Annotated in this window: 12 protein-coding genes; 10 read left to right on the top strand and 2 right to left on the bottom strand. The window is 69.8% G+C overall.

Annotation, left to right across the window (positions count from 1 at the left end):
• Positions 1 to 3: 3 nt before the first annotated feature.
• From L3078_RS16845 to L3078_RS16885, 9 genes are all read left to right on the top strand, one after another.
• On the top strand, positions 4 to 1,941 hold the full coding sequence (locus tag L3078_RS16845; protein WP_239760346.1) for an acetyl/propionyl/methylcrotonyl-CoA carboxylase subunit alpha: 1,938 nt from the start codon (positions 4 to 6) through the stop codon (positions 1,939 to 1,941).
• Entirely contained in the window at positions 1,938 to 2,894 is a 957-nt protein-coding gene (locus L3078_RS16850) for a hydroxymethylglutaryl-CoA lyase (RefSeq protein WP_239754595.1), read from the top strand. Before L3078_RS16845 ends, L3078_RS16850 begins: the two co-directional genes overlap by 4 nt.
• Before the next feature lie 5 nt (positions 2,895 to 2,899).
• Positions 2,900 to 4,060, top strand: a complete 1,161-nt coding sequence (locus L3078_RS16855; RefSeq protein WP_239754596.1) for an acyl-CoA dehydrogenase family protein — start codon at positions 2,900 to 2,902, stop codon at positions 4,058 to 4,060.
• Between the two features lie 366 nt (positions 4,061 to 4,426).
• Complete coding sequence (locus L3078_RS16860; protein ID WP_239754599.1) at positions 4,427 to 5,479, top strand: ABC transporter substrate-binding protein; 1,053 nt, start codon at positions 4,427 to 4,429, stop codon at positions 5,477 to 5,479.
• A 234-nt stretch (positions 5,480 to 5,713) separates the two neighbouring features.
• Positions 5,714 to 6,571 (top strand): siderophore-interacting protein, encoded by an 858-nt coding sequence (locus L3078_RS16865; protein ID WP_239754601.1) that lies wholly within the window; start codon positions 5,714 to 5,716, stop codon positions 6,569 to 6,571.
• Positions 6,572 to 6,744: 173 nt separating this feature from the next.
• On the top strand, positions 6,745 to 8,190 hold the full coding sequence (desA, locus tag L3078_RS16870) for a lysine decarboxylase DesA (RefSeq protein WP_239754602.1): 1,446 nt from the start codon (positions 6,745 to 6,747) through the stop codon (positions 8,188 to 8,190).
• The gene (locus L3078_RS16875; RefSeq protein ID WP_239754604.1) at positions 8,144 to 9,469 is read left to right on the top strand and encodes a lysine N(6)-hydroxylase/L-ornithine N(5)-oxygenase family protein; all 1,326 of its coding nucleotides are present in this window, start codon (positions 8,144 to 8,146) and stop codon (positions 9,467 to 9,469) included. Before desA ends, L3078_RS16875 begins: the two co-directional genes overlap by 47 nt.
• Positions 9,466 to 10,029: a GNAT family N-acetyltransferase gene (locus L3078_RS16880; RefSeq protein ID WP_239754606.1), complete on the top strand. Its 564-nt coding sequence runs from the start codon at positions 9,466 to 9,468 to the stop codon at positions 10,027 to 10,029. The genes L3078_RS16875 and L3078_RS16880 overlap by 4 nt, the downstream gene beginning before the upstream one ends.
• A complete protein-coding gene (locus tag L3078_RS16885) occupies positions 10,026 to 11,798 on the top strand; it encodes an IucA/IucC family protein (protein WP_239754607.1) in 1,773 nt (590 codons plus the stop codon). Before L3078_RS16880 ends, L3078_RS16885 begins: the two co-directional genes overlap by 4 nt.
• A gap of 65 nt (positions 11,799 to 11,863) precedes the next feature.
• Here the strand turns inward: L3078_RS16885 and L3078_RS44735 are convergent, their stop codons facing one another.
• Positions 11,864 to 13,618: a CHAP domain-containing protein gene (locus tag L3078_RS44735; protein ID WP_239754609.1), complete on the bottom strand. Its 1,755-nt coding sequence runs from the start codon at positions 13,616 to 13,618 to the stop codon at positions 11,864 to 11,866.
• Between the two features lie 229 nt (positions 13,619 to 13,847).
• Positions 13,848 to 15,467 (bottom strand): beta-N-acetylhexosaminidase, encoded by a 1,620-nt coding sequence (locus L3078_RS16895; RefSeq protein ID WP_239754612.1) that lies wholly within the window; start codon positions 15,465 to 15,467, stop codon positions 13,848 to 13,850.
• A 105-nt stretch (positions 15,468 to 15,572) separates the two neighbouring features.
• Between L3078_RS16895 and L3078_RS16900 the strand changes: the two genes are divergently transcribed.
• Entirely contained in the window at positions 15,573 to 16,460 is an 888-nt protein-coding gene (locus L3078_RS16900; protein WP_239754613.1) for a DUF4429 domain-containing protein, read from the top strand.
• Positions 16,461 to 16,467 lie beyond the last annotated feature (7 nt).

The following is a 16,467-nucleotide window of genomic DNA, read 5'->3' on the forward strand; positions in this document are numbered from 1 at the left end:
AGCATGTTCGACACGGTCCTCGTGGCCAACCGGGGCGAGATCGCCGTCCGCGTCATCCGTACGCTGCGGTCGCTGGGCGTCAGCTCCGTCGCCGTGTACTCCGACGCGGACGCCGACGCCCGGCACGTCCGGGAGGCCGACATGGCGGTACGGATCGGCCCGCCGCCGGCGGCGGAGAGCTATCTGTCGGTGGAGCGGCTGCTGGAGGCCGCCGCCCGCACCGGCGCCCAGGCCGTCCACCCCGGGTACGGCTTCCTCGCGGAGAACGCCGCGTTCGCGCGGGCCTGCGCCGACGCGGGCCTCGTCTTCATCGGTCCCCCCGCCGACGCCATCTCCCTCATGGGCGACAAGATCCGCGCCAAGGAGACGGTACGGGCGGCCGGGGTGCCGGTGGTGCCGGGCTCCAGCGGCAGCGGTCTGACCGACGGCCAACTCGCCGACGCGGCACGGGAGATCGGCATGCCGGTGCTGCTGAAGCCCAGCGCGGGCGGCGGCGGCAAGGGCATGCGGCTGGTCCGGGACGCGGCCGTGCTGGGCGACGAGATCGCCGCCGCGCGGCGCGAGGCCCGCGCCTCCTTCGGTGACGACACCCTGCTCGTGGAGCGGTGGATCGACCGGCCCCGGCACATCGAGATCCAGGTCCTCGCCGACGGCCACGGCAATGTGATCCACCTCGGCGAGCGCGAGTGCTCGCTCCAGCGGAGGCACCAGAAGGTCATCGAGGAGGCGCCCAGCGTCCTGCTGGACGAGGCCACGCGCGCGGCGATGGGCGAGGCGGCGGTGGAGGCGGCCCGCTCCTGCGGCTACCGGGGCGCGGGCACCGTGGAGTTCATCGTGCCGGGCGACGACCCGTCCTCGTACTACTTCATGGAGATGAACACCCGCCTCCAGGTGGAGCACCCGGTCACCGAACTGGTCACCGGCCTGGACCTGGTGGAGTGGCAGCTGCGGGTCGCGGCGGGCGAGCGGCTGCCGTTCGGGCAGGAGGACGTCCGGCTGACGGGGCACGCGATCGAGGCCCGCGTCTGCGCGGAGGACCCCGCCCGCGGGTTCCTGCCGTCCGGCGGCACGGTGCTGCGGCTGCGCGAGCCCCAGGGCGACGGCGTCCGCACGGACTCCGGCCTCAGTGAGGGCACGGAGGTCGGCTCGCTGTACGACCCGATGCTGTCCAAGGTCATCGCGTACGGCCCCGACCGCGCGACCGCGCTCAGGAAGCTCCGGGCGGCCCTCGCGGACACGGTGACCCTGGGCGTGCAGACCAATGCGGGGTTCCTGCGGCGGCTGCTGGCCCATCCGGACGTGGTGAAGGGCGAGTTGGACACCGGGCTCGTCGAGCGGGTGGTGGACGACCTGGTCTCCACGGACGTACCGGAGGAGGTGTACGAGGCGGCGGCGGCCGTACGGCTGGAGGCTCTGCGTCCGCGCGACGAGGGCTGGACCGACCCCTTCTCGGTGCCGAGCGGCTGGCGGATGGGGGGCACGGGGTTCACGAGGCCCGTCGGCTTCCCGCTGCGGGTGCAGGACCCCGTGGAGTACGTCCCGCGCGGCACCCACACCGTCACGGACGACCGGGTCACCGTCACCCTCGACGGCGTCCGGCACACCTTCCACCGCGCCGCCGACTGGATCGGCCGCGACGGCGACGCCTGGCACGTGCGGGACCACGACCCGGTGGCCGCGTCCCTCACGCAGGCCGCCCACGCCGGCGCCGACTCGCTCACCGCGCCCATGCCCGGCACGGTGACCGTGGTGAAGGTCGCCGTGGGGGACGAAGTCGCCGCCGGACAGAGCCTGTTGGTGGTGGAGGCGATGAAGATGGAGCACGTCGTCTCCGCCCCGCACGCCGGCACGGTCGCCGAGCTGGACGTCACGCCGGGCACCACGGTCGCCATGGACCAGGTGCTGGCCGTGATCGCACCCCACGAGGAGGTGGCGCGGTGAGCCTGCCCATGACGGTCCCCGAGCCCGGCCTCCCCACCCGCGTCCGCGTCCACGAGGTCGGCGCCCGCGACGGCCTGCAGAACGAGAAGTCGACCGTGCCGACGGAGGTGAAGGCGGAGTTCGTGCGCCGCCTCGCCGACGCGGGCCTGACGACGATCGAGGCGACGAGCTTCGTGCACCCCAAGTGGGTGCCCCAACTGGCCGACGCGGAGGCCCTGTTCCCGCTCGTGAGCGACCTGCCGGTGGCCCTCCCCGTGCTCGTCCCCAACGAGCGCGGCCTCGACCGCGCCCTCACGCTCGGCGCCCGCCGGATCGCCGTCTTCGCCAGCGCCACCGAGTCCTTCGCCAAGGCCAACCTCAACCGCACGGTCGACGAGGCGCTGGCGATGTTCGCACCGGTCGTCGACCGGGCGAAGGCGGAGGGCGCGCACGTCCGCGGCTACCTCTCCATGTGCTTCGGCGACCCCTGGGAGGGCGCGGTCCCGATCCCCCAGGTCACCCGGGTCTGCCGCGCCCTGCTCGACATGGGCTGCGACGAACTCAGCCTCGGCGACACGATCGGGGTGGCGACCCCCGGGCATGTCCGGGCACTGCTGACCGCACTCACCGAGGACGTCCCCGTCGAGACCCTGGGCGTGCACTTCCACGACACCTACGGCCAGGCCCTCGCCAACACCTACGCGGCGCTCCAGCACGGCGTCACCACCGTGGACGCCTCCGCGGGCGGACTCGGCGGCTGCCCGTACGCGAAGTCCGCCACCGGAAACCTCGCCACCGAAGACCTCGTGTGGATGCTGCGCGGACTCGGCATCGACACCGGGGTCGACCTCGGCCGCCTCGTCGCCACCAGCGCGTGGATGGCCGGACACCTGGGCCGACCCAGCCCGTCCCGCACCGTACGAGCCCTGTCCCACGAGGACGCCGAGGGCCACGAGGACCCCAAGGAGCAGTGACGTCCATGAACCACCGCCTCTCCCCCGAGCTGGAAGAACTCCGCCGTACGGTGGAGGAGTTCGCGCACGAGGTCGTCGCGCCCAAGATCGGCGACTTCTACGAGCGGCACGAGTTCCCGTACGAGATCGTGCGCGAGATGGGCCGCATGGGGATGTTCGGACTGCCGTTCCCCGAGGAGTACGGCGGCATGGGCGGCGACTATCTGGCGCTGGGCATCGCGCTGGAGGAGCTGGCCCGGGTGGACTCGTCCGTGGCGATCACCCTGGAGGCCGGGGTCTCCCTGGGCGCGATGCCGATCCATCTCTTCGGCACCCCGGCGCAGAAGGAGGAGTGGCTGCCGCGGCTGTGCTCCGGCGAGATGCTGGGCGCGTTCGGCCTCACCGAGCCCGACGGCGGCTCGGACGCGGGAGCCACCCGGACGACGGCCCGGCTCGACGAGGCGACGAACGAATGGGTCATCAACGGCAGCAAGTGCTTCATCACCAACTCGGGCACGGACATCACGGGCCTGGTCACGGTCACGGCGGTCACCGGCCGCACCCCGGAGGGCAAGCCGCTGATCTCCTCGATCATCGTCCCGTCCGGCACGCCGGGCTTCACGGTGGCCGCCCCGTACTCCAAGGTCGGCTGGAACGCCTCCGACACCCGTGAGCTGTCCTTCGCGGACGTCCGGGTCCCGGCGGAGAACCTCCTCGGCGAACAGGGCCGCGGCTACGCCCAGTTCCTGCGCATCCTCGACGAGGGCCGGATCGCCATCTCGGCGCTCGCCACGGGGCTCGCGCAGGGGTGTGTGGACGAGTCGGTGAAGTACGCGAAGGAGCGGCACGCCTTCGGCCGGCCGATCGGCGCCAACCAGGCGATCCAGTTCAAGATCGCCGACATGGAGATGAAGGCCCACACGGCCCGCCTCTCCTGGCGCGACGCCGCCTACCGCCTCGTCGCCGGCGAACCCTTCAAGAAGGAGGCGGCCCTGGCGAAGCTGTACTCCTCCACCGTCGCCGTCGACAACGCCCGCGACGCCACCCAGATCCACGGCGGCTACGGCTTCATGAACGAGTACCCGGTCGCCCGCATGTGGCGCGACTCCAAGATCCTGGAGATCGGCGAGGGCACGAGCGAGGTGCAACGCATGCTGATCGCGCGGGAGTTGGGGCTGGTCGGCTGATCGCCGTCGATCGACAGCCTACGTTCGAATGATGGCCGGATCCAGGCGATGACAGCTCGGCTCCGGCACCCTCCCACCCGGCTCGCCGTCCGCGAGCCGGGTGCCGCTTTGCCCCATATGAGGACCCCACGAGACCACTTGGAGCCTCCTGCACATCAGCGATGCGGCCCACTGATTTAGATCTCAACAACACCCCTGGCGGCCAACTGGCCTTGGATTCACAGGGAAGTCAAAGATTAGGGCAGAGGTGGAGGTGGGCATTCCACTACCTGGAACCACCTGCTGGACAATCGGTGAGGTTAGGCTAACCTACCTTCGAACTCACCCTCGGGCGGTACTCCGCCCCGTTCGAAAGTAGCCATACACATGTCCAACGCCAGAGCCGCCCACCTCACCCGCCGTGGCATCCTCGCCGCCGGTGGCGCACTCGGCCTCGGTGCCGTGCTCGCCGCCTGCGGGGACGAGAACGCGACGAGCGGCAGCACTGGCTCCGACAAGGAGACGGCTGCCGCCAAGTCCGGCCCCTGGTCGTTCAAGGACGACCGCGGCGAGACCGCCAAGACCGACAAGGTCCCCTCGAACATCGTCGCCTTCGTCGGTGTCGCCGCCGCGCTCCACGACTACGGCGTCGGCGTCAAGGGCGTCTTCGGCCCCACCAAGACGACCGACGGCAAGGCCGACGTCCAGGCCGGCGACCTCGACATCAGCAAGGTCACCATCCTCGGCAACGTCTGGGACGAGTTCAACGTCGAGAAGTACGCCGCCCTCGCCCCCGACGTCCTCATCACCACGATGTTCGACGACGCCGGCACCCTCTGGTACGTGCCCGAGGCCTCGAAGGACAAGATCGCCAAGCTCGCGCCGAGCGTCGGCATCTCCGCGTACGACCGCCAGCTGACCGAGCCGCTGCAGCGCGTGCTGGAGCTGGCCAAGTCCCTCGGCGCGGACACGGAGTCCGAGAAGGTCACCGCCGCCAAGAAGCGGTTCGAGGACGCGGCCGCCCGGCTGCGCGCGGCCACCAAGGCCAAGCCCGACATCAAGGTGCTCGCCGGCTCCGCCAGCCAGGACATCTTCTACGTGTCCGGCTCGAACCTCTCCATCGACCTGGAGTACTTCAAGGCCCTCGGCGTGAACTTCGTCGAGCCGAGCGCCGCCGCGCTGAAGGCCAGCGGCGGCTGGTTCGAGAACCTCAGCTGGGAGAACGTCGACAAGTACGACGCGGACGTCATCATCATGGACAACCGCACCTCCGCGATCCAGCCGGACGCGATCGAGGAGGCGACGTGGAAGAAGCTTCCCGCGGTGAAGGCCGGTCAGGTCATCGGGCGCAACCCCGAGCCGATCCTGTCCTACGACAAGTGCGCGCCGCTTCTCGAGGAGCTGGCCGAGGCGATCGAGAAGGCGAAGAAGGTCAGTTGAGGCTGAGGCCGTGGGTCGACTGCGGCTCCGGTGGGACTCCTCGCGCAGTTCCCCGCGCCCCTAAAGCCCAGGCCCTGCGGGCCTGAAAGACCACGGCCCTGCGGGCCTGAAAAGCACGGGGCGCAGCCCCTGCTTTTCAGGGGCGCGGGGAACTGCGCGACCAGCCCCCACCCACCCGCACCCGACAACGCACCCACAACCCCACACGCTCCCGCCCCCTATCCAGGAGCCCCCATGACGACGGCCGTAGCCGCCCCCTTCCGTTTCTTCTCTCTTCAGGTCGTGCGGACGGAGCGGCTGGGGCCGTCCTACGTGCGCGTCACGTTCGCGGGGGACGATCTGCGGCTCTTCCACTCCGACGGCAGGGACCAGTCGCTGTCGTTGTTCCTGCCGCATCCCGGGCAGCACGTCCCGGCCGTCCCCTACGAGTTGGGCGACGGCTGGTGGCAGGCGTGGCGGGAGCTGCCGGACGACGTGCGGGCGGTGATGCGTTCGTACACCCTGCGGGGGCTGCGGCGCGACCCGCGCGGCGACACCGTCGAGATCGACATCGACTTCGTGCTGCACGGCGTGGAGCCGGGGGCCGCCGTGCCCGCCGGGCCCGCCTCGCGGTGGGCGTCCCAGGCCGCTCCCGGCGACCGGGTCGTCCTGCTCGGGCCCGCGATCGCCGACAACCGCGCGATCCGATTCCGGCCGCCCGCGGACGCCGATCTGGTGCTGATCTGGGCTGACGACACGGCGTTGCCGGCCGCCTCGGCGATCCTGGAGTCGCTGCCGGCCGGCACCCCGGCCCGGGTGTGGCTGGAGGCCCACCGCGCCGGGGACATCCAGGACCTGACGACCGCGGCCGACGCCGAGATCACCTGGCTGGTGCGGAGCGAGGGGGCGCCGCCCGCCCTCGACACCATCCGCGCCGCGCAACTCCCCTCCGCCGAGCTGCCGTACGCCTGGATCGCCGGCGAGTCCGGCCGCGTGAAGGAGCTGCGCCGCCATCTCGTGCGCGAGCGCGGGCTCGACAAGCGGCGCGTCACCTTCGTCGGGTACTGGCGTGAGGGTCTGACGGAGGAGCAGTTGCGGGAGCGCGGCGAGTAGTCGGCTCGCCGCGAGAGATCGGAACCTGAGTCGCTGAAGTGACCACAGTCACGGAAGGGGCTGGATTTCCCGCAAGTCAATTAGGTTAGGCTTACCTAAGTTGGACGACGTGATGTCACCCCCCCACTCACCTCTCCGTCCCACCCGGACCGCCCCGCTCGGAGGACCTCCCCATGCGCTCGCACCTGCTCAATGACACGACCGCGGAGCGGTACCGCCGCACCGTGACCGAAGGCGTGGAGCGGGTGGCGGCCAAACTCGCCACCACCGAACGACCGTTCACCGGTGTCACCGTCGACGCCCTCTCCCCCCGCATCGAGGAGATCGACCTCGACGAGCCGCTGCACGACACGGCCGCCGTCCTCGACGAACTGGAGGACGTGTATCTGCGGGACGCGATCTACTTCCACCACCCGCGCTACCTCGCCCACCTCAACTGCCCGGTCGTCATCCCGGCCGTGCTCGGCGAGGCCGTCCTCTCCGCCGTCAACTCCTCCCTGGACACCTGGGACCAGTCGGCCGGCGGCACCCTGATCGAGCGCAAACTGATCGACTGGACCAACGAGCGCATCGGGTTCGGCCCCGCCGCCGACGGCGTGTTCACCTCCGGCGGCTCGCAGTCCAACCTCCAGGCCCTGCTCCTCGCCCGCGAGGAGGCCAAGACCGACAGCACCGCCAAACTGCGGATCTTCGCCTCCGAGGTCAGCCACTTCAGCGTGAAGAAGTCGGCGAAACTGCTGGGCCTCGACCAGGACGCGGTCGTCTCCATCCCGGTCGACGGCGACAAGCGCATGCAGACCATGGCGCTCGCCCGTGAGCTGGAGCGCTGCAAGAACGACGGTCTCGTCCCCATGGCCGTCGTCGCCACCTCCGGCACCACGGACTTCGGTTCCATAGACCCGCTGCCCGAGATAGCCGAGCTCTGCGCCCAGTACGGCACCTGGATGCACGTCGACGCCGCCTACGGCTGCGGCCTCCTGGTCTCCCGCAAGCGCCGCGACCTGCTGAACGGCATCGAGCGCGCCGACTCCGTCACCGTGGACTACCACAAGTCCTTCTTCCAGCCGGTGAGTTCGTCCGCCGTGCTCGTCCGGGACGCGGCCACGCTGCGCCACGCGACCTACCACGCCGAGTACCTCAACCCGCGGCGCATGGTCACCGAGCGCATCCCCAACCAGGTCGACAAGTCCCTGCAGACCACCCGCCGTTTCGACGCGCTCAAGCTGTGGATGACCCTGCGCACGATGGGCGCCGACGGCATCGGCCAGCTCTTCGACGAGGTCTGCGACCTGGCACAGGAGGGCTGGAAACTGCTCGCCGCCGACCCGCGCTACGACGTGGTCGTGGAGCCCCAGCTGTCCACGCTGGTCTACCGCTACATCCCCGAGGCCGTCACCGACCCGGCGGAGATCGACCGCGCCAACCTGTACGCCCGCAAGGCCCTGTTCGCCTCCGGCGACGCCGTGGTCGCCGGCACCAAGGTCGGCGGTCGCCACTACCTGAAGTTCACCCTGCTCAACCCCGAGACCACGGCCGAGGACATCGCCACCGTGCTCGATCTGATCGCCGGCCATGCCGAGCAGTACCTGGGAGAATCCCTTGACCGCGTCGCTTCCTGAATCCGCTGAGAACGCCGTGAAAACCCACGACTTCATCGGCATCGGACTGGGACCCTTCAACCTCGGCCTCGCCTGCCTCACCGAGCCCATCGACGAACTCGACGGGATCTTCCTGGACTCGAAGCCGCACTTCGAGTGGCACTCGGGGATGTTCCTCGACGGCGCCCACCTGCAGACCCCGTTCATGTCGGACCTGGTCACCCTCGCCGACCCGACCTCCCCGTACTCCTTCCTGAACTACCTGAAGGACTCGGGCCGTCTGTACTCGTTCTACATCCGGGAGAACTTTTACCCGCTGCGCGTCGAGTACGACGACTACTGCCGCTGGGCCGCGAGCCGGCTGAGCAACGTCCGCTTCAACACGACGGTCAGCGAGGTGACGTACGAGGACGACGTCTACGTCGTGCGCACGACCGGCGGGGACGTCCTGCGCGCCCGGCGCCTCGTCCTCGGCACCGGCACCGTCCCGTACATCCCCGAGGCCTGCCAGGACCTGGGCGGCGACTTCTTCCACAACGCGCAGTACATGCACCGCAAGGCGGAGCTGCAGTCGAAGAAGTCGATCACGATCGTCGGCAGCGGCCAGAGCGCCGCGGAGATCTACTACGAACTCCTCTCCGAGATCGACGTCCACGGCTACCAGCTCAACTGGGTCACCCGCTCCCCGCGGTTCTTCCCTCTCGAATACACCAAGCTGACGCTGGAGATGACGTCCCCGGACTACATCGACTACTTCCGCGCGCTGCCCGAGGAGACCCGCTACCGGCTGGAGAAGCAGCAGAAGGGCCTGTTCAAGGGCATCAACGGGGATCTGATCGACTCGATCTTCGACCTGCTCTACCAGAAGAACGTCACCGCCGGCGGCCGCCCGGTCCCGACCCGGCTGCTCACCAACTCGTCCCTCAACAGCGCCACTTACGAGGACGGCCGGTACACGCTCGGCCTGCGCCAGGACGAGCAGGGCAAGGACTTCGAGATCGAGACCGAGGGCCTGGTCCTGGCCACCGGCTACCACTACCGGCCGCCGGCCTTCCTCTCCTCGATCAACGACCGGCTCGTCTTCGACGGCCACGGCCGCTTCGACGTGGCCCGCAACTACTCCATCGACACCACCGGCCGCGGCGTCTTCCTGCAGAACGCCGGCGTCCACACCCACAGCATCACCTCGCCCGACCTGGGCATGGGCGCGTACCGCAACGCGTACATCATCCGCGAACTGCTCGGCACCGAGTACTACCCGGTCGAGAAGACGATCGCCTTCCAGGAGTTCGCGGTATGAGCGGCGCGAACGCCACGGGCTTCACCTTCCGCCCCCTGAACCCGCTGACCGACGCCGAGCTGCTGCACGGCTGGGTCACGCACCCCAAGGCCGCGTACTGGATGATGCAGGACGCCCGGCTGGAGGACGTCGAGCGGGCGTACATGGAGATCGCGGCCGACCCGCACCACCACGCCCTGCTGGGGCTGCGCGACGGCGAACCCGTGTTCCTCATGGAGAAGTACGACCCGGTCCACCGTGAACTCGTCGGCCTGTACGAGCCCGAGCCCGGTGACGTCGGCATGCACTTCCTGGTGCCGCCGACGGACACCCCGGTGCACGGATTCACCCGGTCCGTGATCACCGCCGTGATGGCGCACCTCTTCGAGGACCCGGCCACCCACCGGGTCGTCGTCGAGCCCGACGTCGCCAACAAGGCCGTCCACGCCCTCAACGAAGTCGTCGGTTTCGTCCCCGACCGCGAGATCGACAAGCCCGAGAAGCGTGCCCTGCTGAGCTTCTGCACGCGAGAGCAGTTCTTCCACAGCCAGAGCCTGGCTGCCCGAGGAGTAGCCGTATGACCCTGTCCGACGCCGTAGCGCATCTGTCCCCCCACCGCTGGGCACGGGCCAACCGCCTGCTCATCCGCAAGGCCCTCGCCGAGTTCGCCCACGAGCGGCTCATCACGCCGGAGGCGACCGCCGACGGCCGCTTCGAGGTCCGCAGCGACGACGGTGCGACCCGCTACGGGTTCACCGCCGTCCGGCGCGCCCTCGACCACTGGCAGGTCGACGCCGACTCGATCACCCGTCACCGAGACGGCGTCGACCTCCCTCTGGCAGCCCTGGACTTCTTCATCGAGCTGAAGCAGGCCCTCGGCCTGAGCGACGAGATCCTCCCGGTCTACCTGGAGGAGATCTCCTCCACTCTGGCCGGCACCTGCTACAAGCTCACCAAGGAGCAGACCCCGGTCGCCGAACTCGTCGACGCCGGCTTCCAGGCCATCGAGACCGGGATGACCGAGGGCCACCCCTGCTTCGTCGCCAACAACGGCCGGCTTGGCTTCGGCGTCCACGAGTACCTGGCGTACGCCCCCGAGACGGCGAGCCCCGTCCGCCTGGTCTGGCTGGCCGCGCACCGCTCACGGGCGGCGTTCACGGCAGGGGTGGGCATCGAGTACGAGACGTTCCTGCGGGACGAGCTGGGCGAGGAGACGGTCGCCCGCTTCAACTCCGCACTGACGACAGAGGAGTTGGACCCGGCCGACTACCTCTTCATCCCGGTCCACCCCTGGCAGTGGTGGAACAAGCTCTCCGTCACCTTCGCCGCCGAGGTCGCCCAGCGGCACCTGGTCTGCCTCGGCGAGGGCGACGACGAGTACCTGGCCCAGCAGTCGATCCGGACGTTCTTCAACAGCTCCGCCCCCGAGAAGCACTACGTCAAGACGGCCCTCTCGGTCCTCAACATGGGCTTCATGCGCGGTCTGTCGGCGGCGTACATGGAGGCGACCCCGGCGATCAACGACTGGCTGGCTGGCCTCATCGACAACGACCCGGTGCTGAAGTCGACCGGCCTGTCGATCATCCGCGAGCGCGCGGCCGTCGGCTACCGGCACCTGGAGTACGAGGCCGCCACCGACAAGTTCTCCGCGTACCGCAAGATGCTGGCCGCGCTGTGGCGCGAGAGCCCGGTGTCCTCCCTCCAGGAGGGCGAGTCCCTGGCAACGATGGCCTCCCTGGTCCACGTCGACCACGAGGGCAAGGGCTTCGCGGCGGCGCTGATATCCCGCTCGGGCCTGACCCCCACGGAGTGGCTCCGCCGCTACCTGCGGGCCTACTTCACCCCCCTCCTCCACAGCTTCTACGCCTACGACCTGGTCTTCATGCCGCACGGCGAGAATGTGATCCTGGTCCTGAAGGACGGTGTGGTCGAGCGGGCGATCTACAAGGACATCGCCGAGGAGATCGCGGTCATGGACATGGACGCGGTGCTCCCCCCGACGGTCGAACGCCTCCGGGTGGACGTCCCCGAGGACAAGAAGCTCCTCTCGATCTTCACGGACGTCTTCGACTGCTTCTTCCGCTTCCTGGCCGCGAACCTCGCCGAGGAAGGCGTCCTGGACGAGGAGGACTTCTGGCGCACGGTCGCCGAGACCGTCCGCGACTACCAGCACGCGATGCCCGAACTCGCCGACAAGTTCGCCCAGTACGACATGTTCGCCCCCGAGTTCGCGCTGTCCTGCCTCAACCGTCTCCAACTCCGCAACAACAAGCAGATGGTGGACCTGGCGGACCCGGCGGGCGCACTCCAACTCATCGGCACCCTGAAAAACCCCATCGCGGGCCTGTGACCCGCCCCCGAACAGACGGGCACCTCGGAGTACGGTCCTCCGAGGTGCCCGTCGCGCTCTGCCCGTCAGTATCCGCGGGGAGGCCTGGTGGGATCGAACTGCTGGACCCTCCTGGCGAGATTGGACCCGTCGGCGGTGACCCCGTAGCGACTGCGGACGTACCGCATCGCGGCGGCGATGCAGGCCACCGGGTCGTAGATGTTCACCGAGGTGCCAGGGGCGTGACGCTGGGCGAAGGTCTGCGGGATGCACTGCACGATGCCACGGGAGCACTGGAAGTGCGTGAGCGCGCCGTTCAGCCGCACGATCCGCCCATCGCCGTGGTAGCCGTCCCCGTAGTCCTTGACCTTGCTGAAGCCGGCAGGTGTTTTCGCGTTGGAGTCCCACACATTGCAGGCGTTGGGGTTGCCCGACGACTCACGCGCGACGGCCGTTCTGAAGCCCTTCACCCAGTACTGGCTCGACTGGACCCCGGCCGCGGTGGCCGCCTGGTCGATCCACTCCTCCAGCGTGCCCTCGCCCGTGAACCGGTGGAACGTCACCTGTTTCGGGTCGATCTGCCCCTGGGCCCCGATCCCGTCACCGTCCGTCGGCCCGCCCGCCGGGAACCCCTCACGGACCCGGAACAGCCCGGCGCGCTGCCCGAGTTCCGTCAGCGACTGCATGCCCGGGGTCCCGGTGGCGTCGCTGCCGGAGAAGTCCAGCACCGTCCGGCGGAACTCGTCGTAGAGGGCCTGCGTGGCGTCCTCGAAGATCCCGCGTTCGTCGATCGCCTGCGTGTGCATGACCTTCTCCAGCCCGTCCTGCACCAGGGCCACATCGGCCTTCGGGCTGGCCGCCCCGCCCGGTTGGGCCCGCTCGTCCTCGGCGCTGTGCGTCGAGGCCCAGACCACCTGGTTCAGGCTGACCCAGGGCTGTTCCGCGGCCGGGGAGGAGCCCGCCCGGACGTTGAACAGGTCCGACTGCCTGCCCAGTTCGACCAGTTCCGCGGGCCGGGGAACGCCGTGGCCGTCCGCCCCGTCATGCCCCAGCTTCTCCGCGCGGAACCGCTCGAAGAGTTCCTGGGTCTCCGCCTCGAACACGGCGTGCGGGTCGTCCGGGGCGACGCCCATGACTTTCTCCAGCGCGTCCTGGACGAGGGCGACGTCGTCCGCCGTCGGGCCGTGGCCGTTGCCCGCGGTCTGGTCCTCGCTCGTGGGGTGCGTGGCCGCCCAGGTGATCTGGTTCGCGGACACCCAGGGCAGCGCCTCCTCGGCCTCCGCCGCGAGCAGGCCGTCGGACTCACGGGAGACGGCGGTGGCCATGTACGTGAATCCGGGTTTGTTCTTCAGCCCCGGATCGGCCGTGACCACTCCCTCCTGGAACTGCGGCAGCCCGTATCCATAGAGATAGGCGTCCCGCCGGGCACGCTTTTTCAAATACACCCCGTTGCCCTCGGCCGAGCCGTTGGCGTTCGTGTTCCCCTCGATGGTGTACGTGTAGTCGGCGTCGTATTTGTGGACGAGTCCGACGTGCGACCCTCCCGAAGGGCCGAAGAACACCATCGCCCCGATCGCGGGATAGTACGAGAACCTGCCGCGGCTCTTGTACCAGTTGACCGCCGCGAGGCACGAGGCGGTCACCGGAGCCAGGCTCTTCACGCCGGCCTGCTGGAAGGCCCAGGACTGGAAGGTCTGGCACCAGGCCTGGTTCTGCGACCATTCCAGTCCGGGAACCGCGGGGGAAAACTTCTGACGGTTGTTGTAGTGCCCGTTCGAGAAGCCTTCGCGGTATCCCACTTCGGTCTTCTCGATGGCGATGAGAGTGTCCGTCTGACCCATCGCGCCCCATCTCCTCTTCCGGGGTGCGCGGGCCCAGGGAACAGTGCGGCACGAAGATGTGCGAAGAAGACGAGGAACGCGAGGAACGCGAGGAACGCGAGGAAACATCGCGGCAATTCCGCGTTCGGCCACCGGTCACTGGGCTCGCGCGGCCATTTCGTTCATGCTAGCTCCGGGGCCATCACGCCGCATCTCACCCGTTCGGCGCAAGGAGCGCCCGCCCCGAGCCCTACCGCGCGGCCCACGGTACCTGTGGCGACCGGAAGTACCCGATCCCCAGCGCCTCCCACCTCGGCCCCTGCGCGGCGAGCCGCCCCCGGTACCCGTCCCAGTCGAGCGCGGACGCGGACGACCACCCCAACTCGGCGACCCCCGGCAGCCTCGGGAACGCCATGTACTCGACGTCCGCCGAGGAAGCGATCGTCTCGGTCCACAACGGCGCCTCGACCCCCCGGATCGCCGCATCAGGCACTCCCGCCAGATACGCCCCCGGATCCCAGTCGTACGCCCGCCGCACATCCACATATCCGGCCCAGTCGAGCCCGAGCGGCGTGTCCTTGTCGTACTTCATGTCGAGGTAGATCCGGTCGGCGGGCGACAGGACGACCCCCGTCCCGTTGCGCGCTGCCGCGACGACCCGTTCCTTCTCCTCCGTACCCGTACGGTCCAGCCCCCAGTACTGCGCGAGGGCGCCCCGCGCCGGCGTCGCCCCGGTCAGCTGGTGCCAGCCGACCACGGTCTTGCCGTACCCCTCGACGACCGGCTGCACCCGGTCCATGAACTTCACGTAGTCCTCGTGGCTCGTGGAGTGCGCCTCGTCGCCGCCGATGTGCAGATACCGCCCGGGCGTGAGCGCGGCCAGCTCGCGTACGACGTCGTCGACGAAGTCGTACGTCACGTCCTTGTCGACGCACAGGGAGCTGAACCCGACCTCGGTGCCGGTGTAGAGCGGGGGCGCGACGCCGTCGCAGTTCAGCTCGGCGTAGGAGGCGAGCGCCGCGTTGGTGTGGCCCGGCATGTCGATCTCGGGGACGACCTCCAGGTGGCGCGAGGCCGCGTACCGGACGATCTCCTGGTAGTCGGCCTTGCTGTAGTGGCCGCCGGGTCCGCCGCCGACCTGCGTGGAGCCGCCGTAGGAGGCGAGGCGCGGCCAGGAGTCGATCGCGATGCGCCAGCCCTGGTCGTCGGAGAGGTGCAGATGCAGCTTGTTGAACTTGTAGAGCGCCAACTGGTCGACGTAGCGCTTGACCTGGTCGACGGTGAAGAAGTGGCGGGAGACGTCCAGCATCGCGCCGCGCCAGCCGTAGCGCGGGGTGTCCTTGATCGTGCCGCCCGCGACCAGCCAGGGGCCCGGCTGCGCGGAGTCCTTCTCGACGGCGGCGGGCAGCAGTTGGCGCAGGGTCTGGACGGCGTGGAAGAGCCCGGCGGGCGCGCGGGCGGTGAGGGTGACGCCCGAGCGGCCGCTCTCCAGCCGGTAGCCCTCCTGGCCGAGACCCGTCTCTCCGGGCGCCAACCGGAGGCGGATTCCGGCCTCCTGACGTTCCGTCACCGACAGTCGGAAGCCCGTCGAGGGCCGCAGGATCCCGGCGAGATACTCCCCCGTGCGGCGAGCCTCGGACCCGCCGTCCACGACGATGCGCGTACCGCTCGTCAGCCGGTACGGCGAGCCGTGGGCCCGGACGGAGGCGGGGGCAGGGATCACCTGCCCGAGGGGGACGGTGGCGGCGTCGGCGAGGGTGTCGGAAGGGGCGTTGTCGGACACGGGTGCGGCTCCCACGGCGAAGATCCCGGCCGCCACCACCAGCAGCAGCGAGCCGAGAAGGCGGGTCGATCTGTGGTGCGATCTCACGGCGAGCTCCCTCCACGTATCGAACGGTGCGCTCCCCACCATCACCCCTCGACCCCCTCCAGGTCTAGACCATCTCTGCCCGCAGCCGGTGGAACAATCCTCTGCATGGCGGAAATCCTCCAACGGGACGGCACGTGGACCTTCGACGGCGACACACTGCGGCTGACCCCCGGCCGCGACAAGAGCGTGAGCCTGCTCCGCAAGACCATGGGTGAACTCTCCGTCCCGCTGGGCGCGTTGGCGGGCATCTCCTTCGAGCAGGGCAGGAAGTCGGGACGCCTGCGGCTGCGGCTGCGCGACGGCTCCGACCCGCTCCTCCAGGCGACCGGCGGCCGGCTCACCGACACCAACGACCCGTACCAGCTGAGCGTCGACGCCGACCGGTACGGCGTCGCCGAGTACGTCGTGGACGAGATCCGCAACGCGCTGCTCCTGGACGAGGTGCCGACCGACGCGGTGGACGCCTATCTCCTCGCCGGTCCGGCCGTCCCGCTCTCCGTCTCCGCCGGGGACGGCACCGCGAGCTTCGACGGCGACCACGTACGCCTGGAGTGGAACTGGAAGACGGAGGACGCGAAGGCCGCGGCCGGGGCGCGGACGCTGTCGCTGACGGACATAGCGAGCGTCGAGTGGCAACCCTCGGTCGGCCTGGAGAACGGCTACCTCCGCTTCACCGTGCGGAACGCGCCGACCAAGGCCCCGCCCAAGTACGACCCCAACTCCGTGGAGCTGTGGGGCTTCAAGAAGGACCCGCTGATGGCCCTGGTCGCGGCGGCCGTACAGGCCCGGCTCCCGCACCCGTCGGCCCCGGCCCCGGCCCCGGCGCCGAAACAGCTGACGCCCTCCCCGTCGCCCCAGGACCGGCCCGCCCCCGAGGAGGACCACGACGCCCTGCTGCGCCGCCTGCGCGAACTGGGCGACCTCCACCGGTCCGGGGTGCTCACCGACGAGGAGTTCACCCTGGCCAAGCAGGCGGTCCTCAAGCGCCTGTGACACGCGT

It is taken from the genome of Streptomyces deccanensis, from assembly GCF_022385335.1.
GTDB lineage: Bacteria > Actinomycetota > Actinomycetes > Streptomycetales > Streptomycetaceae > Streptomyces > Streptomyces deccanensis.

Bases quoted from the DNA above. Each gene is read 5' to 3' on its own strand.
- L3078_RS16875 (WP_239754604.1), top strand. From the start codon at position 8,144: ATGCCGAGCAGTACCTGGGAGAATCCCTTGACCGCGTCGCTTCCTGAA.
- L3078_RS16900 (WP_239754613.1), top strand. From the start codon at position 15,573: ATGGCGGAAATCCTCCAACGGGACGGCACGTGGACCTTCGACGGCGAC.
- L3078_RS16860 (WP_239754599.1), top strand. From the start codon at position 4,427: ATGTCCAACGCCAGAGCCGCCCACCTCACCCGCCGTGGCATCCTCGCC.
- L3078_RS16845 (WP_239760346.1), top strand. From the start codon at position 4: ATGTTCGACACGGTCCTCGTGGCCAACCGGGGCGAGATCGCCGTCCGC.
- L3078_RS16885 (WP_239754607.1), top strand. From the start codon at position 10,026: ATGACCCTGTCCGACGCCGTAGCGCATCTGTCCCCCCACCGCTGGGCA.
- L3078_RS16855 (WP_239754596.1), top strand. From the start codon at position 2,900: ATGAACCACCGCCTCTCCCCCGAGCTGGAAGAACTCCGCCGTACGGTG.
- desA (WP_239754602.1), top strand. From the start codon at position 6,745: ATGCGCTCGCACCTGCTCAATGACACGACCGCGGAGCGGTACCGCCGC.
- L3078_RS16880 (WP_239754606.1), top strand. From the start codon at position 9,466: ATGAGCGGCGCGAACGCCACGGGCTTCACCTTCCGCCCCCTGAACCCG.
- L3078_RS44735 (WP_239754609.1), bottom strand. From the start codon at position 13,618: ATGGGTCAGACGGACACTCTCATCGCCATCGAGAAGACCGAAGTGGGA.
- L3078_RS16865 (WP_239754601.1), top strand. From the start codon at position 5,714: ATGACGACGGCCGTAGCCGCCCCCTTCCGTTTCTTCTCTCTTCAGGTC.